The sequence below is a fragment of the Streptomyces sp. NPDC020362 genome, assembly GCF_040642095.1.
Taxonomy (GTDB): Bacteria; Actinomycetota; Actinomycetes; order Streptomycetales; family Streptomycetaceae; genus Streptomyces.
In genome coordinates, this window is the sequence record NZ_JBFAET010000007.1 from 54,226 (window position 1) to 80,168 (window position 25,943).

The window sequence follows — 25,943 nt, forward strand, 5'->3', positions numbered from 1 at the left end:
GGTGCAGCTCCGTCGTGGCTTGTCGCGCAGTTCCGCGCGCCCCTCAGGGCGTTGCGCCGACCGACCTTCAAGGGGGGCGCGGGGAACTGCGCGAACGGCTCCCACGCACCCGCACCCGGCAAGCAATCCGCGTTCCTACGGCGAAACCCCGTACCCGGCCTTTCCTGCGCCCCCTGTCACAAGTGATCCACAAACAGAACCCGGCCGAGCCCCGCAGGGTTACCGTGGCGTAGCCGTACACCGCCGACCCGGGGGAAACACCACATGCGCGCCCTGCGAATAATCCTGATCCTCGTCGTGATCCTGGGCGGGCTCTTCGTGATCGTGGACCGGGTGGCCGTGTACTTCGCCGAGAGCGAGGCCGCGGACAAGCTGAAGACGACGGAGAACCTGGCGTCGACCCCGGACGTGAGCATCAAGGGCTTCCCCTTCCTCACCCAGGTCGCGGGCGGCTCCCTGGACGACGTCGAGGTCGGCATCAACGACTACGAGGCGGCCACCGGCACCGGCGGCAAGACCATCCGCATCGACCACCTCAAGGCCGACATGAAGGGCGTCGACTTCTCCGGCGACTACAGCTCGGCGACCGCGGCCACCGCCACCGGCACCGCGACGATCGCGTACGACGAGCTGCTGAAGACCGCCAAGTCCGAGCCGACGCCGGTCGCCCCGGGTGTCACCGCCCGGGTCGTCGGCCTGTCCGACGGCGGAAACGGCAAGATCAAGGTCGCGGTCGACGCCACGGTCCTCGGCGCCAGGCTGCCCAACCCGGTCTACGTCCTGAGCACGGTCACCGTGGAGAACGACAAGGTCAAGGTGCACGCCGACTCGCTGCCCGCGCTCGGCGGCGGGGCCATCGCCGAGGACCGCATCCGCCGGATCACTGACTTCCAGCAGGCCGTCGACCAGCTCCCCGGCGGCATCAAGCTGGACAAGGTGCAGGCCGCCGAGAACGGGGTGGAGATCACCGTGAAGGGTTCGGACGTCAAGCTGGCGGGGTAGGACGACGGCCGGTGAGCCGGTGACACCGCGGATGTCCGACAGGCGAGACGCCCCTGTCCGCACCGCAGATTCCCGGACCGACCCAGGCGCCCGGAGGCCGTCGCACGACGACCCGGGCGCCTTCTCGTCCCGCTATTCGGACGATCGCGTCTCAAAATACGACACGCCGGTGACATGCCCTCCGGACGTCCCTACGATCGGGGCCATGAAGCGACAGGCGGATCTCACAAAGCGGCGGGCAGTGGACCTGTGCCGCGTTGCCGCCATGCTCTGTCGCCCCTTCTGAGCGAAATTCCGCGGGCAATCCCGCGGATGCCGCATTCTCAGCCGCCCTGTCTGGAAGGGCACCCGTGCGCCGCTCGGGCCTGAGCGCGCACCCTCTGTACTCGCACGCCCCGCCGCAACTGCCCCGGAGGAATGAGCATGAGCCGCAGCGACGTCCTGGTCGACGCCGACTGGCTGCAGGAGCACCTGGACGACCCGACCATCGCCATCGTCGAGGTGGACGAGGACACGTCCGCCTACGAGAAGAACCACATCAAGAACGCGATCCGCATCGACTGGACCAAGGACCTCCAGGACCCGGTCCGCCGCGACTTCATCGACCAGGAGGGCTTCGAGAAGCTCCTGTCGAAGAAGGGCATCTCCAACGACACGCTGGTGATCCTCTACGGCGGCAACAACAACTGGTTCGCCTCGTACGCCTACTGGTACTTCAAGCTGTACGGCCACGAGAACGTCAAGCTCCTCGACGGCGGCCGCAAGAAGTGGGAGCTGGACGCCCGCGAGCTGGTCGACGGCTCCGACGTGCCCGAGCGCGCCGCGACCGGTTACAAGGCCAAGGCGCAGGACACCTCCATCCGTGCCTTCCGCGACGACGTGGTCGCCGCGATCGGCTCGTACAACCTGGTCGACGTCCGTTCGCCCGACGAGTTCTCCGGCAAGCTGCTCGCGCCGGCGCACCTTCCGCAGGAGCAGTCGCAGCGTCCGGGCCACGTCCCGACCGCGAAGAACATCCCGTGGTCGAAGAACGCCAACGACGACGGCACCTTCAAGTCGGACGACGACCTGAAGGAGCTGTACGCCCAGGAGAGCGTGGACCTCGCCAGGGACACGATCGCCTACTGCCGCATCGGTGAGCGCTCGGCCCTGACCTGGTTCGTGCTGCACGAGCTGCTCGGCGTCCAGAACGTCAAGAACTACGACGGCTCCTGGACCGAGTACGGCTCCCTCGTCGGCGTGCCGATCGAGCTCGGCGCCGGCAAGTAACCCATCCCGACCGACCTTCTGGTCAGACCCCTTACGGAGACAGACATGTGTGGAGCGAAGGCCGGCGGCCCGGACGCCTCGACGATCAAGCCCGGTGAGACCACGATCCAGGGTCAGGTGACCCGCGACGGCGAGCCGGTGACCGGTTACGTCCGGCTGCTGGACTCGACCGGCGAGTTCACCGCGGAGGTGCCCACCTCCGCCACGGGGCAATTCCGCTTCTATGCGGCGGAGGGCACCTGGACCGTCCGCGCCCTCGTCCCCGGCGCCACCGCCGACCGTACGGTCGTGGCCCAGAAGGGCGGTCTTGCCGAGGTCGCGATCGCGGTCTGAGCAGCCTCAGAGCCGGCCGAAGGGCCGCACCCACCGGGTTGGACGCCTGGGGTGCGGCCCTTCGCCCTGTCCGGACCTACTCTGGATTCATGTTGGCTCGGCGACGTCATGTGTACTTCGCCATGATGGGGACCTGCATCGGTCTCTTCGTCCTGGCCTGGGCGGTCGTGCGCCTGTGGTCGGTTCCCGCGGCGGTCGGGATGTGCGTGGTCGCCATGGTGATCCCGCCCGTGGCCGCGATGGTGGCCAACCGGCGCGGTCCCGACGACCGCTGGTGGGACGACCCCTCGGGCGACCCGCAGTCCGACGAGTGGTGGGACGAGCTGGACGGCAAGAAACGGCCGCGTCCCTAGCCGGACATCGGCCGCGTCCCTGGCCGGACACCAGCGGTACGCCGCACGAGCCGTACGTACAGGGCGTTCGCCGCACGAGCTGTACGCCGCGTGAGCCGTTCGCCGCGCGAGCCGGCCTACCGGCGGCCGCCCTCACCCACTTCGCCGTACGACGCCCGCGCGTCCGCTCCGCCGATCAGCCGGTGCAGGCAGTCGACCGCCAGCTCGGCCGGTGATCCCGGGCCCTCGACCCCCGCCTCCGTGCCCGCCCACGTCTCCAGGGCGATCCGGACGGCGTCGGTGGCGGCGGCCGCCACGAGCCGCACCTCCAAAGGCCCGCCGCGGCCGTCCGTGAGGCGCGTGATCACCGGGACGAGCCGCTCCTCGGACTCCTGGTTCACCCAGTACCACACCGCGCGCAGCGCGGGATCGTCGGCGACGGTCCGCAGCAGTCCGCGCGTGCGCAGCAGCGCCTCGGCGGTCTCCGGGTCCGGCGCCGCCAGCGCCTGCTCGGCCGCCGTCTGCAGGGCAGGGCCCAGGGCCGTGCCCGGCTCCGTGGCCTCCAGCAGCGCCCGCCAGCGGTCGGCCTCCACCGTGAGCAGTGGACTGACGGCGTCCTGCTTGGAGCGGAAGTACCGGTAGAAGGTCCGCAGCGCGACCCCCGCGCGCCGGGCGATCTCCTCGGCCGTCGTGGCGTGCGGGCCCTGGGATGCGAACAGCTCGGCCGCCGCGCGCGCGATGTCGAGCTGGGTGGCGGCCTTGCGGCGCTCGGTCAGGGACGGGGACGGCTCGGTGCTCACCCCAGCAGCGTACGGCGCGCGACCGCAGTGCGGCAGGGTGTGACTTGATGGCAAATCGTGCCACTGCGGCGTGGGGTGGACCGGCATCGAGGCGCCCGGCGGAAGAGAAGCGGGCGCCGTGACGGCCCGCCCGGTCTGCACCATGAACGAGGTGCGCTCCGGGACGGAGGCGGGCCGGTCAGTAGACGAGGGCCTGTGTCTCGTCCCCCAGCGCCTCCTGCACGAAGACCTGTGCGCCCGCGATCCGTACGCCCTCGATGACGTCCTTCTCGGTGATCTCCCGCCGGGCGGCGCACTGCGTGCACAGCGTGACGCGGCCAGCCGCGAGGATCGAGTCGATCAGGTCCGGCAGCGGCGCCGCATGCGGCAGTTCGAACTCGGCGGCCCGCCCCGGCAGAGCGAACCAGGACGACTCCCCGGTCAGCCAGAGGGAGACGTCGACCCCGCTGGCCACGGCCACCGCGGCCACCGTGAACGCCTGCGAGCAGCGCTCGGGGGCGTCGGCCCCGGCAGTCACCTTGATCACGAGCTTCTTCGTCATGACCGAATCGTAATCAACCCCTTTACAACTCCCTTCGTGGGCTGCGGGTCTCCTGTGCGCGCGCATAGAGCATGTGCGCTACACGTTCTGTGGGGGGACGTCTTGGAAGTGCCCGAAAGACCGGAAACTCCGGTGCGGCGCCGCGGCCGCACCGCCGCGCTGCTCGCCGGCGCCGCCGCCCTCGGCGTCGTCGCGGGCGTGTGCACCGGCTATCTCGTGCAGGCGGACCGCCCGCCCACGAAGCTGCCGTCCCTCTCCCAGCCCGCCGTCCGGCAGGCCGAGGGAGACGTGGCGGTGCTGACCGCCGCGCAGGACCGCCGGGTGAAGACGGACGGCGACCTGCGCAAGCTGCTGCTGCAGCGGCCGAGGGGGGCGCGGGCGACCGGCTACACGGGCTCCGACGGCTGGATGGACCTGGCCGACTACGCGGGTTCCTTCGACAAGCCCGCCCAGGCGTTCGGCCTACAGCTCGGAGACCAGTTCCGCCGCGCCGCCGTCACCAGCTGGCACATCGGCACGTACGCCGTCGAGATCCGGCTCGTGCAGTACCGCGAGTCGGGCAAGCTGGCCGCCTCGCAGCACGTGGAGGACCAGCAGTACTGGTCCGAGCGGAAGCCCGACACGGACAGCCGGGCCGTGCCCGGCACCGGCGACGGCATGGTGTGGGTGCACCACCGCCCCGACACCGAGCCGGGCTATCTGCCCGTGTACCAGTCCGAGGCGCAGGCCTCGCGCGGCGACCTCGTCATGGAGATCTGGGTCACCGACACCAGGCCGGTCCCCGAGGAGAAGATCATGGACCTGGCGAAGCGGCAGGTGTCCCGTCTGTGAGTGAGCTCAACACCGATTCCCCCGCCGGGCAGCCCCTCGTCGAGCAGCCGCCCGTCGAGCCCCCCGCGGCGTTCCCCGGCGAACTCCCCCCGAAGGACACCGCCCGTCGTCGCCGTACCGCCGGCGTCCTCGGGGCCGTCCTGCTCGCCCTCACCGTTGTCGCCGGGGTCGGTTTCACCGCCGTGACCGTCTCGGGCGCCGACCGTGATCCCGGCAAGCCCGTCTGGACCTTCCCCAAGGCGCAGACGAAGGACAAGGAGAACCAGCAGGACCCGGGGCTGCACGGGATGCTGCTGCCGTTCGACCAGGGCGCCACCGGATACACCCGGGGACCGGACATCGGCAGCTTCGGCTCGGACGCCGAGCTGAACGGGGCCGAGGCCACCGCCCTGCGCAAGCAGTCGATCCGCGATCTGCCGCCGCAGACCCGGCGGAAGCTGGAGCAGCTGATCGACAAGCAGCACATCGTGGGCATGGCGATGCGCAGCTACCAGCGCGCGGACAGCTGGTCGATCTCCCAGAAGCACGCCTTCATCATCAGCTTCCAGCTGCTGCAGATGGAGAACCGCACCTCCGTGCGCAACCTCGCGGCCGCCCAGCAGGAGCTGTTCACCGCCCTCCGGGTGTTCCACAAGGGCCCGGCGATCCCGGGTCACAAGAACGCGGCCTGCTTCCTCACGCCGAAGGACGACGGTGAGAAGCTCGCCCGCATGTTCTGCTCGGCCTACGCGGGCAACGTGCTGGTCGGCGTCAACGTCTCCGGGAACCGTTCGCTCGACACCAACGCCATCGCCCTCTTCGTCGCCCGACAGCTCGACCGCATCAAGGACCCCGGGGAGTCCGTATGACCCAGCACCAGCGGACCACACCGGCACCCGAGACACCGGCACCCGAGACACCGGAGCCCGAGGCGGCGGAGCCCCAAGTACCGGAGCACGCCCCCGCCATCGTGGAGCCGGTGCCCGTCCAGGCCGCCGTGGAGCCCGCCCCCGGCCGCAAGGACCGCCGTGTGCTCCGGTCGGTCCTGCGGTGGGCCGCTGCCGTCGTCGTCTTCGCGGTGGCCGGTGGGGCCACGGCGTACGGCGTCACGCAGATGAAGCGGAACGACCTTCCCGGACTGGCCACCCGGTCGGACGGCCGCTGGGACTACCCGCAGATCGTCCACCCGCCGCTGCCCGCCGGCAGCCCGGCCCCCTTCGCCGACTCCAACAAGGCCACCGCCCACTACGCCGACCTGCGACGGCTGGTCCTGCCGGCGCCGAAGGGCGCCACGGCGGACAAGGCACTCGCCGGCGGCCACGGGTGGGTCGAGCCGAAGACCTTCCTCGCCGAGTACGCCTCCAAGGAGGACCGGGACACCCTGGCCGGCGTGCTCACCGACCGTGGCCTCAGGCACATCGCCGCCCGGGGCTGGACCATGCCGGACGGCACCCGCACCCGCATCTACCTGCTCCAGTTCGACACCGGACTGCTCGCCGGAACGGTCCAGCAGGACGAGTTCTCCGGCTACGACGAGACCGCCCACGCCCTGCGCGGGGCACCCCGCTCGAAGCTGGACGAGCAGTTCCCGGAGCGCGCCCAGATCCCGAACGTGCTGCACTACGCGTACGACGAGCCCCGGCCGTACGGCGCCGAACAGGTCAGGCAGGCGTACATCCTCTCCGGTGACGTCGTCGGACTCGTCGTGCAGTCCCGCAAGGGCGGCGCGAAGGCGGTGCCCTTCCAGCAGACGGTCGTGCTGCAGGAGCAGCTGCTCGGCTGAGGCCCACCTCGGAAGGAGGGCCGGGCCCCGGCCGCGTAAGCTGGGCCCCGGCTCTGTCGTACGCCCACCCTCGCTCAAGGAGCACCCGTGGAACTCTTCTTCGAAACCCTGCTGGTCCTGGTCTGCGTCGGTGTTCTCGCCTTCGCCGGACTGACCGTGAAGAAGCTGTACCAGGGCCAGCGCTGACCCCCACCTAGGAACTGCCGCTCATGATCGAGATCCCGTCCGACCTCCACAAGGACCTGGTCCCCCTCGCCTTCCTGCTCGGTAACTGGGCCGGCGCGGGCGTCCACGACTTCCCCGGCTCGGAGAAGTGCAACTTCGGGCAGGAGGTCACCTTCACCCACGACGGCCGGGACTTCCTGGAGTACCACTCCCACACCTGGGTGCTGGACAACGACGGCAACAAGGTCCGCCCGCTGGAGTCGGAGTCCGGCTTCTGGCGGATCGACGCGGACCGCAAGGTCGAGGTCACGACGACCCGCGACGACGGCGTCGTCGAGATCTGGTACGGCGAGCTGGCCCACCAGAAGCCGCAGATCGACCTGGCCACGGACACCATGGCGCGCACGGCCGCCTCCGCCCCCTACTCCGGCGGCAAGCGGCTGTACGGCTACGTCAAGAGCGACCTGATGTGGGTCGGCGAGAAGCAGACCCCCGAGGTCGAGCTGCGCCCCTACATGTCGGCCCACCTGAAGAAGGTCGTCACCCCGGAGGAGGTCGAGCGCTGGGCCAAGGCCCTTCCGGACGACCTCCCGGACGACGGCATCGCCTTCTTCAAGTAGTCCTAGACTCTGTGGTGTGGTGAGCACCGACTGGAAGAGCGACCTCAGGCAGCGCGGCTACCGGCTGACGCCGCAGCGGCAACTCGTGCTCGAAGCCGTGGACACCCTGGAGCATGCGACCCCCGACGACATCCTCGGCGAGGTGAGGAAGACGGCGTCGGGGGTCAACATTTCCACCGTCTACCGCACGCTGGAGCTGCTGGAGGAGCTGGGCCTGGTCAGCCATGCCCACCTCGGCCACGGCGCGCCCACCTACCACCTCGCCGACCGCCACCACCATCTCCACCTGGTGTGCCGGGACTGCGAGAACGTGATCGAGGCGGACGTCGAGGTGGCCGCGGAGTTCACGGCCAAGCTTCGGGACCGGTTCGGCTTCGACACCGACATGAAGCACTTCGCGATCTTCGGCCGTTGCCAGGCCTGTTCGCTCAAGGGTTCAAGTACCAAGTCGTAGGCTTACCCGTATGAAAAGCCCCCTGCTGTCCCTGCCCGGCGCCGTCCCCGCCGAGGGTGTGGACGAAGGCGTCGCCGCCCACTACGGCGACCTGTTCCGCGAACAGCGCGCCCTCGCCGACGGCACCGGTTTCGTCGACCTCTCCCACCGCGGGGTGGTCACCGTCACCGGTGAGGACCGGCTGAGCTGGCTGCATCTGCTGCTCACCCAGCACGTCAGCGAGCTGCCCGCGGGCGAGGCCACCGAGGCGCTGATCCTGTCCGCGCACGGGCACATCGAGCACGCCCTGTACCTCGTGGACGACGGTGCGACGGTCTGGGCCCATGTGGAGCCGGGCACCCAGGAGGCGCTGATCGCGTACCTGGAGTCGATGAAGTTCTTCTACCGGGTGGAGACCGCCGACCGCACGGCCGACGTCGCCGTGGTGCATCTGCCGGCCGGCTCGATCACCGAGGTGCCCGAGGGCGTCGTCGTACGCGAGACGGCGTACGGCCGTGATCTGTTCCTGCCGCGGGCGGACCTGGAGGACTTCGCGGCGAAGGCGGGTCCCGCAGCCGGTCTGCTCGCCTACGAGGCGCTGCGCGTCGAGCACCACCGTCCCCGCCTCGGCTTCGAGACCGACCACCGCACCATCCCGCACGAGCTGGGCTGGATCGGCAGCGCGGTCCACCTCCAGAAGGGCTGCTACCGCGGCCAGGAGACGGTGGCCCGGGTGCAGAACCTGGGCAAGCCGCCCCGTCGGCTGGTCTTCCTGCACCTGGACGGCAGCGAGGTCCACCTGCCCGCGCCGGGCACGGAGATCCGGCTCGCCGGCGAGGGCCCGGACGGACGCAAGATCGGCTTCGTGACGACCTCCGTGCGCCACTACGAGCTGGGGCCGGTGGCCCTGGCGCTGGTCAAGCGCAACGTTCCCGTGGACGAGCCCCTGGTGGCCGGGAACACGGCCGCCGCCCAGGAAGTCGTCGTAGAACCCTGAGGGACGCGGCACACGGGACCACTGCCGGGACCCGTGTGCCGGGCCCGGCAGCCCCCGTCTCAGCGTGGCACGGCGATCCTCGCCGCCAGCGTGAAACCGGATCCGCTGATCGTCGCCGAGGTGCCCAGCGCTTCGAGCGTCCCCGGCATGACGAGCAGCACCACGATGCCGGCCGCGAGTGCCGCGACGGCGATGATCACCGCCGCTATGGCGTTCGACATGGGTAACCGCGCGACCGCCCTTCGGTCGTTCCCGTTCGCCATCCCTCCGCTCCCTTCCTTCATCAGCCCAGGTGAGGGGTCGAGCACGGGACAAGCGGTAGCAGCCGCGTGTTCCGTGTCCGGAGAGATGCCCGCGGAAATCCGGAGGCAGACATTCCAGTTCAACGTAAATGTGATCGCCCGACGGCAGGGGGCGTCTCTGCACCGTTGGGCGTAGAAAATGCGGGGCCTGCTGCTACAGGCCCCGCCGTCCGACTCACCTGGGCTGACAGGAAGTCGAAGCCAAGGTCGGCCAGCTCTGGAGAGTTGGCAACCAACTTCTCTCTGATTGTCCCCGCTTGGCAGGGATCCATAAACAACTCTCGAACAACTCACCCGAAGGGGATGGAAGTTGTAGCGTTTGGTCCTGCCTCAGATCTCCAGGAGCACGGTGAACGGGCCGTCGTTCGTCAAGGACACCCGCATCTGTGCCCCGAACCGGCCGGTCGCCACCGTCGCGCCCAACGCACGCAACCGGGCGACCACCTCGTCCACCAGCGGCTCGGCCACATCGCCGGGGGCGGCCGCGTTCCAGGTGGGTCGGCGTCCCTTGCGGGCGTCGCCGTAGAGGGTGAACTGGCTGATGACAAGCAACGGGGCGTCGATGTCGCTGCACGACTTCTCGTCCTGGAGCATCCGGATGGACCAGAGCTTGCGGGCCAGTTGGGCCGCCTTCTCCTTGGTGTCCTCGTGGGTGACCCCGACGAGGACGCACAGCCCCTCGCCCTCGATCGCGCCCACCGTCTCGCCGTCCACGACGACGCTCGCGCCGTCCACCCTCTGCACCACCGCTCGCATGCGGACCATCATGCCGGGTGCCCCGCACACCGTCACCGCGGGCCCATTATTGATCCTTACCCCCCCATCTGGGGCCGTTCGGGGGCACTCGGTCACATAGCGGCCACTTGGGGTGGCACGATGCTTCCACACGCCGGTCGAGGGGACGGTCACAAGCACCATGAGCACACCGAGTACCAGCGGGCGGCTGGAGACACACCGGCCGCCCGCACAGCGCGGCGACAGCCTGTCCGGGCCGTCGCTGCCTGCGGAGCCGCCCGAGCGCGACCTGGCCCGGCTGAGCCTGCCCGAACTGCGGGCGCTGCGCCGTGACGCCCAGCGTGACGAGGCGGACCTCAGCTATGTGCGGCGGCTGCTGCAGGGCCGGATCGACATCCTGCGCGCGGAACTGGCCCGGCGCGGCCGGGCGGCCGTCCCGGCGCCCGCGGACGCCTCCGTGGTGGAGCGGCTCCCGGAGATCCTCACCGACGCGCCGGCCCGCCAGCGCTCCTCGGCCCGTCACGTCACGCTCGGCACTCCGCACAACGAGGAGTACCGGCAGCTGGCCGCCGAGATGCTCGCCGAGGTCGAGCTGTCGGACCTGCAGGCGCGGACCGATCTCGAGCTGACCACCGCGATGGGCCGCCTGGTCCGCTACGAGCAGGAGGTCTCCGGACGCCGCCAGCGGCTGCAGAGCACCACCGACGAGTGCAGCGGGGAGATCGCGCGCCGCTACCGGGTGGGCGAGGCGCAGGTGGACGACCTGCTGACCTGACCGGTGACGACCTGCCGACCGGGCAGGTGACCCTCCTGCCGACCGGGTGGTGACGACCTGCTGACCCGGCGGACGAGCGGCACCCGGGGGCCGGCGAAATCCGCGCGACACGCCCCGGGCCGCGTGCCTACGGTGACCCCATGACCAACGACGTCCGCACCGTCACCGAGGCCGAGTTCGAGGACTGGTTGCGTGCCCTGAACACCGGGTTCCTGCGGAAGCCGGGGGTGGAGCCCGAGCACCTGGAAGCGCGCCGCCGCCACGTCGAGGGCCGTCTGCTCGGCGCCTTCGACGGGGGCCGCTGTGTGGCGACCTTCCGCTCCTTCCCCCAGGAACTGACCGCGGTCGGCGGCACGGCCGTCCCCGCGAACGCCATTTCCAACGTCACGGTCACCTCCACGCACCGCCGCCGCGGCCTGCTGACCCGCATGATGGGCCGGGACCTGGCGGAGGCGAAGGAGCGCGGTGACGTCGTCGCCACCCTGATCGCCGCCGAGTACCCGATCTACGGCCGGTACGGCTTCGGCCCGGCGACCTGGACGACCCGGTGGACCGTCGAGGTCCCCCGCGCGGGCCTCGACCCGCGCTGGTCCGGCCCCGAGAGCGGGGGAGGCCGGATCGACCTCGTGGACGGGGAGGACGTGCGCAAGCTCGGCCCCGAGCTGCACGAGCGGGTGCGCCGCGCGCAGCCCGGCGCGGTCAGCCGGAACGAGCTGTGGTGGCAGCTGGACACGGGGGCAGTCCGCTTCGGCCCCAACTGGACCGAGCCGTTCTACGCCGTCCACCGCTCTGCCTCCGGCGAGGTCGAGGGCATGGTGTCGTACGGGTGCGACGACACCTGGCACGACAAGCAGCCGCACAACACCGCCGAGGTCAACTGGCTGATCGCCGCGACCCCGGCGGCCGAGCGCGCCCTGTGGCGGTACCTGTGCTCGATCGACTGGATCACCAAGGTCAAGAGCGGCTGGCGCGGCCCGGACGACCTGTTGCCCCTCTTCCTGCCCGACCCGCGCGCGGCCCGCGTCACCGACCACGCGGACTGGCTGTGGGTGCGGATCCTGGACGTCGTACGGGCCCTGGAGGCGCGTACGTACGAGGCGACGGGCTCGCTGGTGCTGGAGGTCGTGGACGGGGCCGGTCTCGCCCAGGGCCGGTATCTGCTGGACGCGTCCCCCGACGGCGCGTCCTGTGCCGTGACCACCCGGGACGCCGACCTCGTGCTCGACGTGGCCGAGCTGGCGGCGCTGTGGCTGGGCGACGAGTCCGCCTCGCGGCTGGCCGCGCTCGGCCGGGTGCGGGAGGAGCGGGAGGGCGCACTCCGCACGGCCGACGCGCTGCTGCGTGGGTCCGGGCGCCGCCCCTGGTGCCCGGACGTCTTCTGATCCCCGCCAACTTCCCGCACCTCAGAACAAGTTGTTCCAGTTGGTCCATCTGTGGAACAACTGCCTTAAGTTGGCGCGAAGTTGTACCGTTTTGGTGTGGAGTCGCAAGGCGTCGCCCGCAACGGGCGGCCAAGTCCGCGCCGGTCGCACACAGAGGTGGCGGACGAGCTGCGCGCCCGGATCAGGTCCGGCGTGCTCAGGCCGGGGCAGCGCATGCCGACGCAGGCCATGCTGGCCGACGAGTTCGGGGTGGAGCGCGGTGCCGTACGCAACGCGCTGCGCATCCTGCAGTCGGAGGGCCTGCTCACCAACGTGACCAGGGGCTGTCCCGCCACCGTGGCCGAACGTCCGCGGCGCGTGCCCTCCGGGACTCCGCCGGGGCCCACCATGGTGGCCCTCGCGCCCCGCATCGCGGACGCCTTCGCCGCCCCGCACGTCGAGATCGACGCCCTGTGCCTCACCTCCGTCTCGCTCACGCTCGCGATCGGCGAGCCCCTGCGGCAGATCCACGCCGGTCGTGTGAGACCGGCAAAGATCGACGTCCGGGTGCTGCTGCCCAGCCGTGACATCGACCTCGCCTTCCCGGCCCCGGTGGACGCCTCCGACGCCGGACACCTGCAGCGGCGCTGGCTGGCCCAGCGCAACGCCCAGGGCCAGGTCCTGCGGCACAACCTGCTGGCGCTGCGCGCCACGCACGGCATCGACGTACATGTCGCGTTCCGTGCCCTGCCCTTCACCCCGCCCGTCAAGCTCTACCTGCTCAACGGTGCGGAGGCGCTCTTCGCCCACTACACCCTCAGCCGGCGGTCGGCCGAGGCCGAGAACGAATCCCTCGAGATGTACGACGCCGAGGGGGCACGTTCGCTGCTCTTCGCCTTCGAGGCGGGCGCGGGACTGCGGGACACGACGTTCGTCGAACAGTCCCACCTGTGGTTCAACGCCCTCTGGGAGACGATCAGCTGGGAACTGAGCCTGTCGCCCTGAGGTTCTGCCGACGGAGGAAGACATGTACGTGAACGGCAGCAGAAGGGCCACGCCTCAGGAGATCGCCGACGTCCTGCGAGAGCGGATCCGGAGGGGGGATCTCAAGCCCGGAGACCGCCTTCCCACCCAGGCGGAGCTGGCCGAGGAGTTCGGCGTGGAGCGCGGTGCCGTACGCCAGGCCCTCAGTGCACTCGCGGTCGACGGTCTGCTCAGAGACATCACCAAGGGCAGCCCGCCGCGCATCGCCGGGCCGGCTCCCGCCCACGGCGAACCCCGGCCGACGATGGTGGGCCTCGCGCCCCGGCTGACCGAGGCGTTCTCGGCCTCCAGGGTCCGTATCGACGCGGCCTGCCTGACCGCCGAGTCCCTGATGCTGGCGCTGAGCGAGCCGCTCCGTCTCATCCATGAGGGCCGTTTGCGCCCCGAGTCGGTGGACATCCGCATCATGCTGCCGTCGAGGGAGATCAACCTCGCCTTCCCGGTCTCGGTGGACGGCCGGGGCGATGACGACGTGCACCAGCGCTGGCTCGCGATGCGCAACGCCCAGGGCCAGGTCCTGCGGCACAACCTCCGCGCCCTGCGCTTCACGCACGACATCGACGTGCAGGTCGCCTTCCGGGCGCTGCCGTTCACCCCGCCGGTGAAGCTGTATCTGCTCAACGGTTCCGAGGCGCTGCTGGCCTACTACGTGATCACGCACCGCGAGGAGCGGACGGACAGCGGAACGCTGGAGATGTACGACACCCTGGGCAGCGAATCCCTCCTGTTCTCCTTCGAACGGCGGACCGGGCCGCGGGACGCCGCGTTCGTGGAGCAGTCCCAGAAGTGGTTCGACGCCCTCTGGGAAACCATCACCGCGGACCTGACACTCTCCTAGTGACCTCTGAGCTGACCGAACTGATCGCACGGGCCCGTGTCGTCGTATGGGACTTCGACGGGCCGGTCTGCCGCCTGTTCGCCGGGCGCACCGCGCGACGGGTGGCCGCCGAACTGGTGGCACGGCTGGAGCAGCGGGGCCTTTCCGGCCTGCTGACCGACGCCGAACGGGAGACGTACGACCCGCAGGCGGTGGTGCGTGCCGTGCACCGCGGGAACCCGGACACCGAGCTGCTCGCCGAGCTGGAGGAGCTGCTCACCGGGGAGGAGCTGCGGGCCGTGTCCAAGGCGCTGCCGACCGCCTATGCCGATCCCCTGATCCTCACCTGGACGGCCCTCGGCGCCCGCATGGCCATCGCCACCGACCACTCCCCACAGGCGGTCGGCGCCTATCTGGCCGGCCGGGGCCTCACGGAGTGCTTCGCCGGGCACGTGTACGGCCGCGACCGGCACCTGCACGGTCTCGAGCCGGACCCGCACAACCTGGACCGCGTCCTCGACGGCACGGGAGCCGCACCGGACGCCGTCCTGGCCCTCGGCGGCTCCCCCCTCGGCCTCGCCGCGGCGCGGGCGGCCGGTGTGCCGTTCCTGGGCTGTGCGCGGGGTGAGGACGAGGAGCGTCGGCTGCGGGCGGCGGGCGCCCCCGTGGTCGTACGGTCGCTGGAATCCGTCCTGTCGGCGCTCAGAACGCCCGCCGGCCCCAACTAGGCTGTCCTGGAGGGAGGTTCATGCGACCGCACGGCCTGGGCGCACGCACCCGTACGTCTGGACGAGCGTGTCGGGCCTTGCCCACGGCCCGGCGGCCGTCGAGGCTGGGCGGGGCACGCGCGGCCGGGCCCGTCCGTGGCCAGGGCGTACGGAGTGCGGGGGCGAGCTGAGGAGCGGATGGAACGGCATGGACGGTGAGCACCAAGACGTCGAGGACGCCTGGGAGCGGCTGACGGACGCGGGCTGCGTCCTGTTCGACTTCGATGGCCCCGTCTGCCGGCTCTACCCCCGCGGCGCGGCGGTGGAGTGGACCGACAAGGATCCGTACCTGGTACTGCGGGAGGTCCACCGCACCCGTGCGGAGCGGGACCTCGGCGATCTCGTCGAGGACATGGACGCGAAGCTGACCGAGTTCGAGCTGGCCGCCGTACCGTCCGCGCTCCCCACCCCCGGCGCGGACCGGCTGATCACATGGCTGCACGGCCGCGGGTCCCGGCTGGCCGTGGTCACGAACAACGCCGCCCGTGCGGCGGACCGCTACCTCCGGGACCACGGTCTGCGGTCCTGCTTCGAGGCCGTCCACGGGCGTAGTGCCGACCCCGGCCTGATGAAGCCGCATCCCGACGTCCTGCACCGTGCGCTGCGGGGCCTCGGGCTCCCGCCGGACGAAGCGGTCATGATCGGGGACACGCCCGCGGACTTCGACGCGGCCGAACAGGCCGGGGTCCGCTTCATCGGGTACGGCCGCAACACCGAGAAGCGAGGGCGGCTGCGCGATGCCGGGGTGAAGGTCGTCCTGGGCTCGTACGACCCCCTGCTGGAGCTGGCCCGGCACGTGGGACCACGCGGGGGCGGCGCCTCCCCTTCCTGACCGGACCCTCGCCGGGCACCATGAGGTGACCGCGCCAAGGCGCTTGCCAAAAGGGGGATTTGGTGGCGGAAACCACGCTGAGGAGCAGGCTGTCGGCCGGCTGGGAGCGGGCCGAGGGCGCCCTGACGAGGATCGTGCTGCTGGCCGTCTTCGTCGTCGGCCTGATCGCGCAGTTCGTCAAACCGGTGGGCGACGCCCTGCAGGGCAAGGTGTACATCAGCGCGGCGCTGCTGAGCCTGGTGGGCTTCGCGCTGTACAGCGAGGTGCGGCGGCTGAACTCCGCGCAGGAGCGTCAGCGGGAGGAACAGGAGCGCAACCGGGAGACCACGCGGGACCTGGCCGCCGCCGTCCGAGCCCTCACCGAACAGCAGGCTGCAGCCAGTGCCCAGATCGACTCGGAGCACATCCCGGAGGAGCTCCGTCGCGCGCTGTGCAGCGGAAACGACATCAAGCTGGCCACCATGGCCTTCACGGGGGAGAACTTCTCCCAGCCGCTGAAGAGGCTCCTGGGAGCGCTTTCCCCCGATGCGGACCGCACGGTCCACCTCCGGGTCCTGCTCCCCGACTTCACCCAGCCGATGGGGTATCCCGGACGGGTGCGGCCGGATGGCACGATCTACGACGCGCCCGCGTTCCGTGCCTTCCTGATGGGACGCATCTGCGAGTACAAGGCGGACCTGGAGGGGATGGCCGGCCGGATGAGCAACCGCGGCCAGGGCACCCTGACGGTCGCGTACCGGGTGCTGCCCCTGCCGCCGAGGCAGAAGGTGTATCTCCTCAACGAGGACCAGGTGATCGAGGGAACGTACGACAAGTTCGAGCTGCGGCCGGACGTGTACAGCACGGACGGGAGCACGGACCTGCTGCTCGACATCATTGGGCACGAAGAGCCGCTGAGCCGCTGGCACCGGGACGCGGGGCCGCAGGCACGGGAGAAGATCCGCTACTGCCGGAGCCGCTACGAGCACGACTGGAAGCGTGCCGTCCCCTTGGAACTGGCCTGGTCGGTCGGCCCCGTCCCCGCCTCCGGCACCACGAGCAGTCCCGCCTCCGGCACCACGAGCAGTCCCGCCTCCGGCACCACGAGCAGTCCCGCCTCCGGCACCACGAGCAGCCAGAGCCCGCAGCCCCCGACTGCGTAGGCTCCCCCCATGGAAGAGATGGGCCTGCGCGAGCGCAAGAAGCAGCGGATGTACCAGGACGTGTCGGACATCGCCGTGCGGCTGTTCATGGAGCGGGGCTTCGACGCCGTGTCGGTCGCGGAGGTGGCCGCCGCGGCCGGGATCTCCAAGCCGACCCTCTTCCGGTACTTCCCGGCCAAGGAGGACCTGGTCCTGCACCGGATCGCGGACCACGAGACGGAGGCCGCGCGGGTGGCCGCCGGGGCGGCCGACCCGCTGGACGCGCTGCGCCGGAACTTCCTCGACGGACTGGAGCGGTGCGATCCGGTCACCGGGCTGAACGACCATCCGCAGGTGCTCGCCTTCCACTCCCTGCTCTACGGCACGCCGGCCCTGGTGGCGCGGGTGTACGGATATCTGGAGCGGTCGGAGGAGGCGCTCGCCGAGGCCCTCGGCGGCGGCCTGGACGCGCGGTTGGCCGCGGGGCAGATCATCGCCGTCCAGCGGATCCTCGCGCAGGAGAACTGGCGGCGGATCGCGGCCGGCGAGGCCGTGGCCCGGGTGCGGGGGGACGCGGTGCCGGCGGCCGAGCGTGCCTTCGGGCGGCTGGCGGCGGCGCTGCCGGGGCTCGCAGGCCCAGCAGGTGAGACTCGGTAAAATATTTAACTCGGTTACATTTTCTGGGTACGCGCCGGCCTCGCCGCCTCCGTCTGCGTCCAGGGCGCCCCGGGCACCGGCAAGACCGCCGTCGGCCTGCACCGCGCCGCCTACCTGCTCTACACCCACCCCAGGCGGATCCAGCGCTCAGGCCTGCTGATCCTCGGCCCGAACCGCACCTTCCTCACCTACATCGCCGAGGTGCTGCCCTGCCTCGGCGAGACCGGGGTCCGCCAGGCCACCCTCCTGGACGAGATCGCCCGCCACCCGGTCACCGGCACCGACCCCGTCCCCACGGCCACCGTCAAGCACGACGCCCGCATGGCCGAGGTGCTGCGCCGGGCGCTGTACGCACGGGTGTCCGCCGAGGGTGTGACCGATCTCGCCGTACCGGACGGCTCCTACCGGTGGCGGGTCCCGGCGCCGGAGCTGGCCGCCATCGTCGAGGAGGTCCGAGCCGAGCAGCCGCCGTACGCGATCGGACGGGAGCGGGTGCGCACCCGGGTCGTACGGCGGCTGCTGGAGCAGGTCGAACGGCGGGCCGGGCCGCCGCCGAACGCCTGGGTGCGCCGGATCGAGCGGGTGCGGCCGCTGACCGCCCGGCTCGACGCCATGTGGCCGAAGGTCCGGCCCGAGGAGGTCCTCGCCGAACTGCTCGGTGACGGCGAGGCGCTGGCGCGGGCCGCCGACGGGCTGCTGGACCCCGGCGAGCAGGCCGCGCTGCTGTGGCCCCGCCCGCCGCGCTCGTACAAGTCCGCCCGCTGGTCGGCCGCCGACCTCGTCCTCCTGGACGAGCTGTCGGGGCTGATCGAGCACCCCGAGGGGTACGGCCACATCGTCGTGGACGAGGCGCAGGACCTCTCGCCGATGGAGTGCCGGGCGATCGCCCGCCGGGCCGTCTTCGGTTCGCTGACCGTCCTCGGCGACCTCGCCCAGGGCACCACCCCGTGGGCCGCCCGCGGCTGGGACGTCCAGCTGCGCCACCTCGGCAAGCCGGACGCGGCCGTGGTGCCGCTGACCACCGGGTTCCGGGTGCCCGCCGCGGTGGTCGAGCTGGCCAACCGGCTGCTGGGCCGGCTGGACGTGGCCGTACCCGCCGCCCGGTCGCTGCGCGCGGACGGCGAGCTGACGGTCCGGCCCACCGACGACGTGCCCGGCACGGCCGTGACGGCCGTACGCGAGGCGCTCGCCCGCGAGGGATCGGTCGGGGTTCTCGCCGCGGACACGGACGTGGCCGTGCTGCGGGACGCGCTCGCCGCGGCCGGCATCCCGGCGGCCGGACCCGAGGACCTGGGCGCCCGGGTGGCCGTGGTGCCCGCGAGCCTCGTCAAGGGCCTGGAGTACGACCACGTCGTCGCCGTCGAACCGGCTGCCGTCGCCGAGGCGGAGGAGCGGGGCGCGCACCGCTTGTACGTGGTGCTGACGCGCGCGGTGTCCCGGCTGGACGTCGTACACGGGCGGCCGCTGCCGTTCTGACGGCCGCCCGAGCCGGGCAGCCGCTACCCGTGCCGGGTCGGCGGGCGCCCATGCCGGGTCAGCCGCTACCCGTGCCGGGTCGGCGGGCGTCCAGCACCGGTATCAGCTGCTCCTCCTCGTACGCCAGATGGGCCTCCAGCTCGGCCGTGAGCCGGTCCACCTCGGCCCGGGCGGCGGCAGGGTCGGGGCGCTCGCCGGACACCGCGCGCCGCAGCTGCGCCACGAGGTCCGCGACCCTGCCGTGCTCCGCGCGCAGCCGCTCCAGGACGGGGGCCAGATGCGGATGCCGGTCGGCGAGGAACGGGAACAGGGCGGTGTCCTCACCGGTGTGGTGGTTGTGGAGGCCCTGGCAGAGGGTGAGGCAGTTGACGCGGAGCTGGGCGCCGAGCGTGGAGCCGCCGCGCGTAGCCATCTCCTTGCGGATCAGGGCGAGTTCGCGCCGGAACATGTCGTGGACGAGCCGGATCGCCGCGCCGGGGGAGTCCGCGGCGATGTCCCCGGGCCCGCCCTGGGCGATGTTGTACAGCGCGACGACGGGGATGATCCGGCCGCCCGTCTTCTCCTGGTACTCCTGCCAGCCCGGGTCGGCCTCCACCGCCCGCGCGAAGGCCCGGTCGCGCTCCTCGCCGGCCAGCACCTCGGCGCGGGCCCGGTAGGTGAACACCCCGCTCTCGACGGTGGCTTCGGGGTGGGCGAGGAGGTTGCGGTACCAGTCGGGGTGGCGGGGCGAACCCCCGGCCGAGGCGATGACGAGCACTCGCTCGCCGCCGTCGGGGAGATATCCGACGGGGGTGGTGTGCGGGGTGCCGGTGCGGGCACCGGTGGTGGTGAGCAGAAGCAGCCGCGCGCCTTCGAAGGGGCCGCTCAGGCGGCCTTGATGGGCGCGGAACTCGTCGATGATCTTCTGGTTGAACGCGTTGGGCACTCTGTCTTCTCTCTCTGCGGCTGATTGCTTGCTTCAGTGCGCAGAGAAAGCGGCGGGCTTCTCGCCCGCGCGGACCTCACTCAGAGGCCGGGTACCCGACTCGCTCACGGCCCATGGCCGACCCGGCAGTCATGGCCGTGACGCTACCGTCCCCCTCATGACTGATGCCACCGAGTTTCAGGACGAGTTCCAGGACATCCCCACGACCACCCTCGCCGACCTGCTCGGCCGCGAGCAGGTCATGGACATCGGCATCCGGCCGCTGTGGACCCCGGTGCCGCGCGTCGCCGGTCCCGCCTTCACCGTGAGCTGCCCGCCCGGCGACAACCTGATGCTGCACGCGGCGATCCACCGCGCGGAGCCCGGCTCGGTGATCGTCGTGGAGTCGGGGGACCTGGACTGGGCGCTGGCCGGCGGAAACGTCTGCGCGGTGGCCCGGCGGCGTGGTGTCGCGGCCTTTGTCGCCGACGGCCTGATCCGCGACCTGGCCGAGGTCCGCGAGCTGGGCTTCCCGGTCTTCGCGCGGGGCGTCATCCCGATCCCGGGCGCGAAGAAGGCGGTGCGGCCGCTCAATGAGCCGGTGCGCTGCGCGGGAGTACGGATCGAGGCCGGGGACGTGGTCGTGGCCGACGAGGAGGGCGTGGTCGCCGTGCCGGCCGCCCGTCGTGAGGAGGTCCTCGCGGCCGCCCGGGCCAAGCTGGCCAAGGAGGCGGCCGAAACCCTGGACGACTGGGAGAAGGCGCACCGGGCCCGGATCGACGCGATCCTCGCCGAGGGAGGCCTTCAGGGCTGATCCTGGTCGGTGATGCTGCTCTTCCTCGACGTCGACGGTCCGCTCATCCCGTTCGGTGCGGCGGACTGCGCCTGCCCGGTCTACGACCGCGGCCCCACCCCGCTGCCGGGTGCGGACGCCCATCCGCTGCTCAACCGCGTCGACCCGGCCCTCGGGGCGCGCCTCGCGGGGCTGGGCTGCGAGCTGGTGTGGGCCACGACCTGGATGGACGACGCCAACGCGGTCCTGGCGCCCTGGCTGGGTCTGCCCCCGCTGCCGGTCGTCCAGTGGCCGGACGAGGACGAGCCCTCGGACCTGCTCCACTGGAAGACCCGCCCCCTGGTCGACCGGGCGGCCGGTCGCCCCTTCGTCTGGATCGACGACGAACTGACCGAGGCCGACCGCGCCTGGGTCGCCGTCCAGCACCCCGAACCGGCCCTCCTCCATCGCGTGGACCACCGCTACGGCCTGACGGAGGCCGACTTCGGATCGATCCGGGACTGGCTGACGACGTACGGCCGGCAGGTGCGGTTCTAGGGCCGTCGGACCGGAACTGAAGGGCTCAGTCCGGTACGCCGGTCGTGCGGCGGGTGGGTGAATCCTTCGCGTGGTGTGGCGCACTATTGCAAGCAGGTGCTTGCAATAGTTAGCGATGGTGGGGCAAGGTGGAGGCATGGCATCGCTCAACGTCGGCAATCTCGGTGAGTACCTGCGCGAGCAGCGGCGCAACGCCCAGCTCTCGCTGCGGCAGCTCGCCGACGCCGCCGGGGTGTCCAATCCGTACCTGAGCCAGATCGAGCGCGGGCTGCGCAAGCCCAGCGCGGAGGTGCTCCAGCAGGTCGCCAAGGCGCTGCGCATCTCCGCCGAGACGCTGTACGTCCGCGCCGGCATCCTCGACGCCGAACGGGACCGGGACGAGGTGGAGACCAGAGCGGTCATCCTCGCCGATCCCACGCTCAACGAGCGGCAGAAGCAGGTGCTGCTCCAGATCTACGAGTCCTTCCGCAAGGAGAACGGATTCGGGATCGGCGACCCGGCCGAGGACCTCGGTGAGGCGGCTGCGGAGGAACGGCCCGGGGACACCGACGTCCCGAGCGACACCGCCGTACGCGGCACCCGCACGGCCGGCGGCAGTGATGCCGGTCCGCGGCGGACGGCCGGATAAGCCGGACCTCGACAATTCAGCCCCGGCCGCAGCACCGCGGACCACACCAACCTCAGCCGAACGCGAATCCGGGAGGACCATCACCATGGCCATCACCGACGACCTGCGCAAGACCCTCAGCGACCCGACTCCGCTCTACTTCGCCGCCGGTACCGCCGACCTCGCCCTGCAGCAGGCCAAGAAGGTGCCCGCCCTGGTCGAGCAGCTGCGCGCCGAGGCCCCGGCCCGGATCGAGGCCGTGCGCAACACCGACCCGAAGGCCGTGCAGGAGAAGGCCACCGCCCGGGCCAAGGAGGCGCAGGAGGTGCTGCAGACCAAGGTCAACGAGTTCATCGGCACCCTCGACGTCGACCTGAAGAAGTTCGGTGAGAACGCCCAGGACCTCGCCCTGCGCGGGGTCGGCGTCGCCGCCGAGTACGCCGTCAAGGCCCGCGAGACCTACGAGAAGGTCGCCGAGCACGGCGAGCAGGCCGTGAAGTCCTGGCGCGGCGAGGCCGCCGACGAGATCGAGGAGCTGGCCATCGCCGTCGAGGGCAAGCCCGAGGCGGTCGACGTCAAGGAGGAGCCGAAGCCGGCCGAGGCCAAGGCCGAGCCCGCGGAGAAGAAGCCCGCGGCGAAGAAGACCCCGGCCCCCCGCAAGGCCACCGGCGCGAAGAAGACGACCCCGCCGGCCAAGTGAGCACGACCGACCGGGCGGATACGGGCCGGGCACCATTGGGGTGTCCGGCCCGTTCTATGGGTACGGTGGCGGCGTACGGATCGGGCGAGAGCGGGCGGTGGACAGCATGCTGATGTTGGGCTTCGCGGGGTTCATGGGGATCTTGAAGATCGTCATGATGGCCCTCGCCGCGTTCGGGCTCTTCGATGCCGCGTTCCGGCGCGAGGACGCCTTCCGCGCGGCCGACAAGCAGAACAAGGTCTTCTGGCTGATCATCCTCGGCATCGCGCTGGTGGTCAGCTATCTGTTCTCGCTCCTGTCCATCCTGCCGATCGCCGGTGTGGTCGCGAGCATCGTCTACATCGTGGACGTGCGCCCCGCGCTCAAGCAGGTCTCCGGCGGCAACGGCTGGGGCCGCCGCCGCGGCGGAAGCAGCAGCGACGGCCCGTACGGTCCGTACAACGGCGGCCGCTGACCCCTCCGGCGCCCGGGGCGCCTACGGCATGCGGTCCAGCAGGACCACGGCCACGTCGTCCGTCAGCTCGCCGCCGTTGAGGTCGCGGACCTCGCTCACCGCGGCCCGCAGCAGGTTCTCGCCGCGCAGGCCCTCGGCCAGCTGCCGGCGGATCAGCTCCACCATGCCGTCCTGGCCGAGGCGCTCGCCGCCCGTGCCGACCCGGCCCTCGATCAGGCCGTCGGTGTAGAGCATCAGGCTCCACTCGGCACCCAGCTCCACCTGCATCCGCGGCCAGCGGGCACCGGGGAGCAGGCCGAGGGCGGGGCCGTTCTTTTCGTACGGCAGCAGTTTCGCGGCCCGGCCGGGGCGCGCGATCAGCGGGGACGGATGGCCGGCCAGGCACAGGCCCGCGTGGCGGCCGTCCGGGGCGATGTCCACCGTGCACAGCGTCGCGAAGATCTCCTCGTCGGCGCGCTCGTGCTCCAGCACTTCCTGGAGCGTGCCCAGCAGCTCGTCCCCGCACAGCCCCGCCAGCGTCAGCGCCCGCCAGGCGATGCGCAGCTCCACGCCGAGCGCGGCCTCGTCCGGGCCGTGGCCGCAGACGTCGCCGATCATGGCGTGCACGGTGCCGTCGGGGGTGCGCACGGCGTCGTAGAAGTCGCCGCCGAGCAGGGCCCGGGATCGGCCGGGGCGGTAGCGGGCGGCGAAGCGCAGCGAGGAGCCCTCCAGCAGCGGCGTGGGCAGCAGCCCGCGCTCCAGGCGGCGGTTCTCCTGGGCGCGCAGCCGACCCTCCGCGAGGCGTCGCTCGGCGGTGTCGGAGCGTTTCCGCTCCACCGCGTAGCGAATGGCCCGGCTGAGCAGGCGGCCGTCCAGTTCGTCCCGGAAAAGGTAGTCCTGGGCGCCCACGCGCACCGCTTCGGCGGCGCGCTCGGCGTCGCCGGAGGCGGTCAGCGCGAGCACGGCGTGCCGGGGCGCGAGCGTCAGTACGTGCTTGAGCACGGCCAGCTCGTCGTCCCCGGTGCTGCCGGGGGCCGGAAGCGCGAGATCCAGCAGGATGCAGTGGACGTCGTCGGTGAGCAGCCGCTCGGCCTCGGTGAGGTTGCGGGCGGTGCGCACGCGGATGGGCTTGCCGGAGGAGTCCAGCAGTTCGGGCACGATCGGCGAACCGGCCGGATCGTCCTCGATCAGCAGCAGGGTGAGAGTGGCGCCGGTCGCGGCGCCGGTCGCGGCGCCCCTGTGGACTTCTTCCTTGAGGGGGCCGCCATGGGTGGCAGCCTGCGCCTGACCACTCTCCACGGCCGGGATCGCTCTCTGCCGCGGTACGGGTACGGGCATCGTGTTGGTTCCTTCCCTCCCCCCGAGGGCGTGGTGGGAACGAGGGACCTCGACCCACCGACCGGCTGACCATAGCGGTAGAGACCACCCCGATGGAATGGTGTGAGCCGCGTCGCTCCGGTGCAGGCCCCTGTCATATGTCGCGATCCGTACCGCAGTTGGACAGGATGCCGGGTGAGAGGGGATGACGAACCTCACGTATCGCCCCGGTTTGTGCGGGGGTTGAGCGTGCGGTGGGTCACACGGCAGGGGCATGGAGAGGGTCCATGGAGGGGGTCCATGGAGGTGGGGCACGGAGGCGTCCGGGGTGTCCGGGGCGTCCGTGGGGGCCGTCACATGACCCGGCTCACGCGTCCGGCCCCTGACGAAGCCCATGTGCCCGGCCTTGCAGCGCGCTCATACCTCCGCCCACCGGTTGCGCTCACACCTTCGCCCACAGGATGCGCTCACGTCTCCGGGCACATGACGCGCCTGCGTCTCCTGCCGCAGGATGCGCCCTCACGCGTCCGGCCGTACGACCCCGAGGATCGGCATCGAGCCCGCGCCCGCGACCGTGACCGTCCGCCCCGGTCGCGGGGCGTGGATGATCGCGCCGTCGCCCACGTACATCGCGACGTGGCTGGCGTCGTCGAAGTAGATGATGAGGTCGCCGGGGCGCATGTCCTTGACGTCGACGTGCTTGAGCTGCTTCCACTGTTCCTGCGAGGTGCGTGGAATGGGGTGGCCGGCCTTCGCCCAGGCCTGGGAGGTCAGGCCCGAGCAGTCGTAGGAGCTGGGGCCCTCGGCGCCCCACACATACGGCTTGCCCAGCTGGGCCGTGGCGAACTCGACCGCCGCCTTGCCCTGCTCGGAGGCCTTGCCGTTGATCTCCTTGAGGACGCCCGTGTCCAGCCAGGCGGTCTGCGCCTTGTAGGCGGCCTCCTGTTCCAGCTTGGCGAGCCGCTCCTTCTCCTTCTTCTCCAGCCGGGATTCGAGCTGCTCGGCCTCGGCGATCTGCTGCTGGATCCTCTTCTTTGCCGTGTCCTTGGCCTTGCGGCCCGCCTCCAGCTTCTGCCACTCGGCCGAGGCGTCGTCGGCGTAGCTCTGCAAGTCCTTCTGGGTGCGGGTCATTTCGGTGATCAGCTTCTTGGTCGCCCGCTGGCCGTTGAGCACCGTCCCGGCCCCGTCGATGAACTGCTCCGGATCGTCGCTGAGCAGGAACTGGGCCGTGGGCGGCAGTCCGCCGTTGCGGTACTGCGCCCGGGCCGCCGCGCCCGCCTGGTCCTTGAGGCCGTCCAGCCTCTTCTGGCCCTCGACGATCTTCTTCGCCAGGTCGACGATCCGGGCGGACTGCTGCTTCGCCGCCTCCTCGGCCGCGTTGTAGGCGTCGGTGGCCACGGCCGCGTCGTGGTAGAGCCGGTCGAGCTTCTCGCGGACCTTTTCGAGGTCCTTGCCGGGGGGAGGCGCCGGGGACGCGCTCGGCGTCGCCCTCGTACCCGGCGTGGGCTTCGGGGCGGCGAACGCCGCGCCGGGCGCGGCCAGCACGGTCACCGCGCACACCACGGTCACGGCAGCCGTGAGCAGGCCGCGCTTGCCCGTACCCATACGTCCCCCAACCTGATTTACCGTCAGTAACTTGTGGTCGCCCGAGGGATCGTGCCACGGACAGGCGCAAAGTGA

General features: G+C 71.3%; 30 protein-coding genes and 1 pseudogene. 24 read left to right on the forward strand and 7 right to left on the reverse strand.

What is annotated here, in order from left to right; all coding sequences use genetic code 11:
• The first annotated feature begins 264 nt into the window (after window positions 1-264).
• The 4 genes from AB0H32_RS05210 to AB0H32_RS05225 all read left to right on the forward strand — a co-directional run bounded on the left by AB0H32_RS05210 (window position 265) and on the right by AB0H32_RS05225 (window position 2,957).
• A complete protein-coding gene (locus AB0H32_RS05210) occupies window positions 265-1,002 on the forward strand; it encodes a DUF2993 domain-containing protein (protein ID WP_361114475.1) in 738 nt (245 codons plus the stop codon).
• Between the two features lie 423 nt (window positions 1,003-1,425).
• Window positions 1,426-2,271: a sulfurtransferase gene (locus AB0H32_RS05215; RefSeq protein WP_361114478.1), complete on the forward strand. Its 846-nt coding sequence runs from the start codon at window positions 1,426-1,428 to the stop codon at window positions 2,269-2,271.
• 45 nt (window positions 2,272-2,316) lie between these two features.
• On the forward strand, window positions 2,317-2,604 hold the full coding sequence (locus AB0H32_RS05220; RefSeq protein WP_028421436.1) for a DUF1416 domain-containing protein: 288 nt from the start codon (window positions 2,317-2,319) through the stop codon (window positions 2,602-2,604).
• Window positions 2,605-2,693: 89 nt separating this feature from the next.
• Window positions 2,694-2,957, forward strand: a complete 264-nt coding sequence (locus AB0H32_RS05225; protein ID WP_361114483.1) for a DUF3099 domain-containing protein — start codon at window positions 2,694-2,696, stop codon at window positions 2,955-2,957.
• Window positions 2,958-3,073: 116 nt separating this feature from the next.
• Here AB0H32_RS05225 and AB0H32_RS05230 read toward each other — a convergent pair whose 3' ends face one another.
• Window positions 3,074-3,736, reverse strand: coding sequence for a TetR family transcriptional regulator (locus tag AB0H32_RS05230; RefSeq protein ID WP_361114486.1), 663 nt, complete (start codon window positions 3,734-3,736; stop codon window positions 3,074-3,076).
• Between the two features lie 178 nt (window positions 3,737-3,914).
• Complete coding sequence (locus tag AB0H32_RS05235; RefSeq protein WP_361114489.1) at window positions 3,915-4,277, reverse strand: DsrE family protein; 363 nt, start codon at window positions 4,275-4,277, stop codon at window positions 3,915-3,917.
• Between the two features lie 108 nt (window positions 4,278-4,385).
• On the opposite strand from AB0H32_RS05235, the gene AB0H32_RS05240 reads away from it, so the two are divergent.
• The 6 genes from AB0H32_RS05240 to AB0H32_RS05265 all read left to right on the forward strand — a co-directional run bounded on the left by AB0H32_RS05240 (window position 4,386) and on the right by AB0H32_RS05265 (window position 9,085).
• Entirely contained in the window at window positions 4,386-5,108 is a 723-nt protein-coding gene (locus AB0H32_RS05240) for a hypothetical protein (protein WP_361114492.1), read from the forward strand.
• A complete protein-coding gene (locus AB0H32_RS05245; RefSeq protein ID WP_361114494.1) occupies window positions 5,105-5,956 on the forward strand; it encodes a hypothetical protein in 852 nt (283 codons plus the stop codon). Before AB0H32_RS05240 ends, AB0H32_RS05245 begins: the two co-directional genes overlap by 4 nt.
• Complete coding sequence (locus AB0H32_RS05250) at window positions 5,953-6,870, forward strand: hypothetical protein (protein ID WP_361114497.1); 918 nt, start codon at window positions 5,953-5,955, stop codon at window positions 6,868-6,870. The genes AB0H32_RS05245 and AB0H32_RS05250 overlap by 4 nt, the downstream gene beginning before the upstream one ends.
• A gap of 209 nt (window positions 6,871-7,079) precedes the next feature.
• A complete protein-coding gene (locus AB0H32_RS05255; RefSeq protein ID WP_361114500.1) occupies window positions 7,080-7,655 on the forward strand; it encodes an FABP family protein in 576 nt (191 codons plus the stop codon).
• Window positions 7,656-7,671: 16 nt separating this feature from the next.
• On the forward strand, window positions 7,672-8,109 hold the full coding sequence (locus AB0H32_RS05260; RefSeq protein ID WP_361114503.1) for a transcriptional repressor: 438 nt from the start codon (window positions 7,672-7,674) through the stop codon (window positions 8,107-8,109).
• Between the two features lie 10 nt (window positions 8,110-8,119).
• Window positions 8,120-9,085: a folate-binding protein gene (locus AB0H32_RS05265; protein ID WP_361114505.1), complete on the forward strand. Its 966-nt coding sequence runs from the start codon at window positions 8,120-8,122 to the stop codon at window positions 9,083-9,085.
• Window positions 9,086-9,144: 59 nt separating this feature from the next.
• On the opposite strand, the gene AB0H32_RS05270 is transcribed toward AB0H32_RS05265, so the two are convergent.
• Together AB0H32_RS05270 and dtd are read right to left on the reverse strand one after the other, a co-directional pair.
• Window positions 9,145-9,348, reverse strand: a complete 204-nt coding sequence (locus AB0H32_RS05270) for a hypothetical protein (RefSeq protein ID WP_361114507.1) — start codon at window positions 9,346-9,348, stop codon at window positions 9,145-9,147.
• Between the two features lie 369 nt (window positions 9,349-9,717).
• Window positions 9,718-10,143, reverse strand: coding sequence for a D-aminoacyl-tRNA deacylase (gene dtd, locus AB0H32_RS05275; RefSeq protein WP_361114510.1), 426 nt, complete (start codon window positions 10,141-10,143; stop codon window positions 9,718-9,720).
• 160 nt (window positions 10,144-10,303) lie between these two features.
• On the opposite strand from dtd, the gene AB0H32_RS05280 reads away from it, so the two are divergent.
• The 9 genes and pseudogenes from AB0H32_RS05280 to AB0H32_RS05320 all read left to right on the forward strand — a co-directional run.
• Window positions 10,304-10,897 carry an aerial mycelium formation protein gene (locus tag AB0H32_RS05280; RefSeq protein WP_361114513.1) on the forward strand — a complete coding sequence of 198 codons (594 nt, stop codon included), beginning with the start codon at window positions 10,304-10,306 and terminating at the stop codon, window positions 10,895-10,897.
• Window positions 10,898-11,037: 140 nt separating this feature from the next.
• Window positions 11,038-12,279 (forward strand): GNAT family N-acetyltransferase, encoded by a 1,242-nt coding sequence (locus AB0H32_RS05285; RefSeq protein ID WP_361114516.1) that lies wholly within the window; start codon window positions 11,038-11,040, stop codon window positions 12,277-12,279.
• Window positions 12,280-12,375: 96 nt separating this feature from the next.
• Window positions 12,376-13,263, forward strand: a complete 888-nt coding sequence (locus AB0H32_RS05290; RefSeq protein ID WP_361114519.1) for a GntR family transcriptional regulator — start codon at window positions 12,376-12,378, stop codon at window positions 13,261-13,263.
• A gap of 28 nt (window positions 13,264-13,291) precedes the next feature.
• Window positions 13,292-14,140: a GntR family transcriptional regulator gene (locus AB0H32_RS05295; RefSeq protein WP_361114712.1), complete on the forward strand. Its 849-nt coding sequence runs from the start codon at window positions 13,292-13,294 to the stop codon at window positions 14,138-14,140.
• The gene (locus tag AB0H32_RS05300; protein WP_361114523.1) at window positions 14,140-14,847 is read left to right on the forward strand and encodes an HAD family hydrolase; all 708 of its coding nucleotides are present in this window, start codon (window positions 14,140-14,142) and stop codon (window positions 14,845-14,847) included. The genes AB0H32_RS05295 and AB0H32_RS05300 overlap by 1 nt, the downstream gene beginning before the upstream one ends.
• Window positions 14,848-15,034: 187 nt before the next feature.
• Complete coding sequence (locus AB0H32_RS05305; protein ID WP_361114526.1) at window positions 15,035-15,718, forward strand: HAD family hydrolase; 684 nt, start codon at window positions 15,035-15,037, stop codon at window positions 15,716-15,718.
• A gap of 62 nt (window positions 15,719-15,780) precedes the next feature.
• Window positions 15,781-16,860 (forward strand): ATP/GTP-binding protein, encoded by a 1,080-nt coding sequence (locus AB0H32_RS05310; RefSeq protein ID WP_361114529.1) that lies wholly within the window; start codon window positions 15,781-15,783, stop codon window positions 16,858-16,860.
• Window positions 16,861-16,869: 9 nt separating this feature from the next.
• A complete protein-coding gene (locus tag AB0H32_RS05315) occupies window positions 16,870-17,496 on the forward strand; it encodes a TetR family transcriptional regulator (protein ID WP_361114532.1) in 627 nt (208 codons plus the stop codon).
• Between the two features lie 39 nt (window positions 17,497-17,535).
• Window positions 17,536-18,972, forward strand: a pseudogene (locus AB0H32_RS05320) (AAA family ATPase); the annotation flags it as partial.
• Window positions 18,973-19,030: 58 nt separating this feature from the next.
• On the opposite strand, the gene AB0H32_RS05325 reads toward AB0H32_RS05320, so the two are convergent.
• A complete protein-coding gene (locus AB0H32_RS05325; protein ID WP_361114535.1) occupies window positions 19,031-19,897 on the reverse strand; it encodes a nitroreductase family deazaflavin-dependent oxidoreductase in 867 nt (288 codons plus the stop codon).
• 157 nt (window positions 19,898-20,054) lie between these two features.
• On the opposite strand from AB0H32_RS05325, the gene AB0H32_RS05330 reads away from it, so the two are divergent.
• The 5 genes from AB0H32_RS05330 to AB0H32_RS05350 all read left to right on the forward strand — a co-directional run bounded on the left by AB0H32_RS05330 (window position 20,055) and on the right by AB0H32_RS05350 (window position 22,967).
• Window positions 20,055-20,690, forward strand: coding sequence for an RraA family protein (locus AB0H32_RS05330; protein ID WP_361114538.1), 636 nt, complete (start codon window positions 20,055-20,057; stop codon window positions 20,688-20,690).
• Between the two features lie 12 nt (window positions 20,691-20,702).
• Window positions 20,703-21,206 carry an HAD domain-containing protein gene (locus AB0H32_RS05335; protein ID WP_361114541.1) on the forward strand — a complete coding sequence of 168 codons (504 nt, stop codon included), beginning with the start codon at window positions 20,703-20,705 and terminating at the stop codon, window positions 21,204-21,206.
• Window positions 21,207-21,342: 136 nt separating this feature from the next.
• On the forward strand, window positions 21,343-21,834 hold the full coding sequence (locus AB0H32_RS05340) for a helix-turn-helix transcriptional regulator (protein ID WP_361114544.1): 492 nt from the start codon (window positions 21,343-21,345) through the stop codon (window positions 21,832-21,834).
• 85 nt (window positions 21,835-21,919) lie between these two features.
• Window positions 21,920-22,513: a hypothetical protein gene (locus AB0H32_RS05345; RefSeq protein WP_361114547.1), complete on the forward strand. Its 594-nt coding sequence runs from the start codon at window positions 21,920-21,922 to the stop codon at window positions 22,511-22,513.
• Between the two features lie 106 nt (window positions 22,514-22,619).
• Window positions 22,620-22,967 carry a DUF2516 family protein gene (locus AB0H32_RS05350; protein WP_361114550.1) on the forward strand — a complete coding sequence of 116 codons (348 nt, stop codon included), beginning with the start codon at window positions 22,620-22,622 and terminating at the stop codon, window positions 22,965-22,967.
• A 21-nt stretch (window positions 22,968-22,988) separates the two neighbouring features.
• Here AB0H32_RS05350 and AB0H32_RS05355 read toward each other — a convergent pair whose 3' ends face one another.
• Both AB0H32_RS05355 and AB0H32_RS05360 read right to left on the reverse strand, forming a co-directional pair.
• Window positions 22,989-24,284, reverse strand: coding sequence for a fused response regulator/phosphatase (locus AB0H32_RS05355; RefSeq protein ID WP_361114553.1), 1,296 nt, complete (start codon window positions 24,282-24,284; stop codon window positions 22,989-22,991).
• Window positions 24,285-24,782: 498 nt separating this feature from the next.
• Window positions 24,783-25,868, reverse strand: coding sequence for an NlpC/P60 family protein (locus AB0H32_RS05360; protein ID WP_361114557.1), 1,086 nt, complete (start codon window positions 25,866-25,868; stop codon window positions 24,783-24,785).
• Window positions 25,869-25,943: the final 75 nt, after the last annotated feature.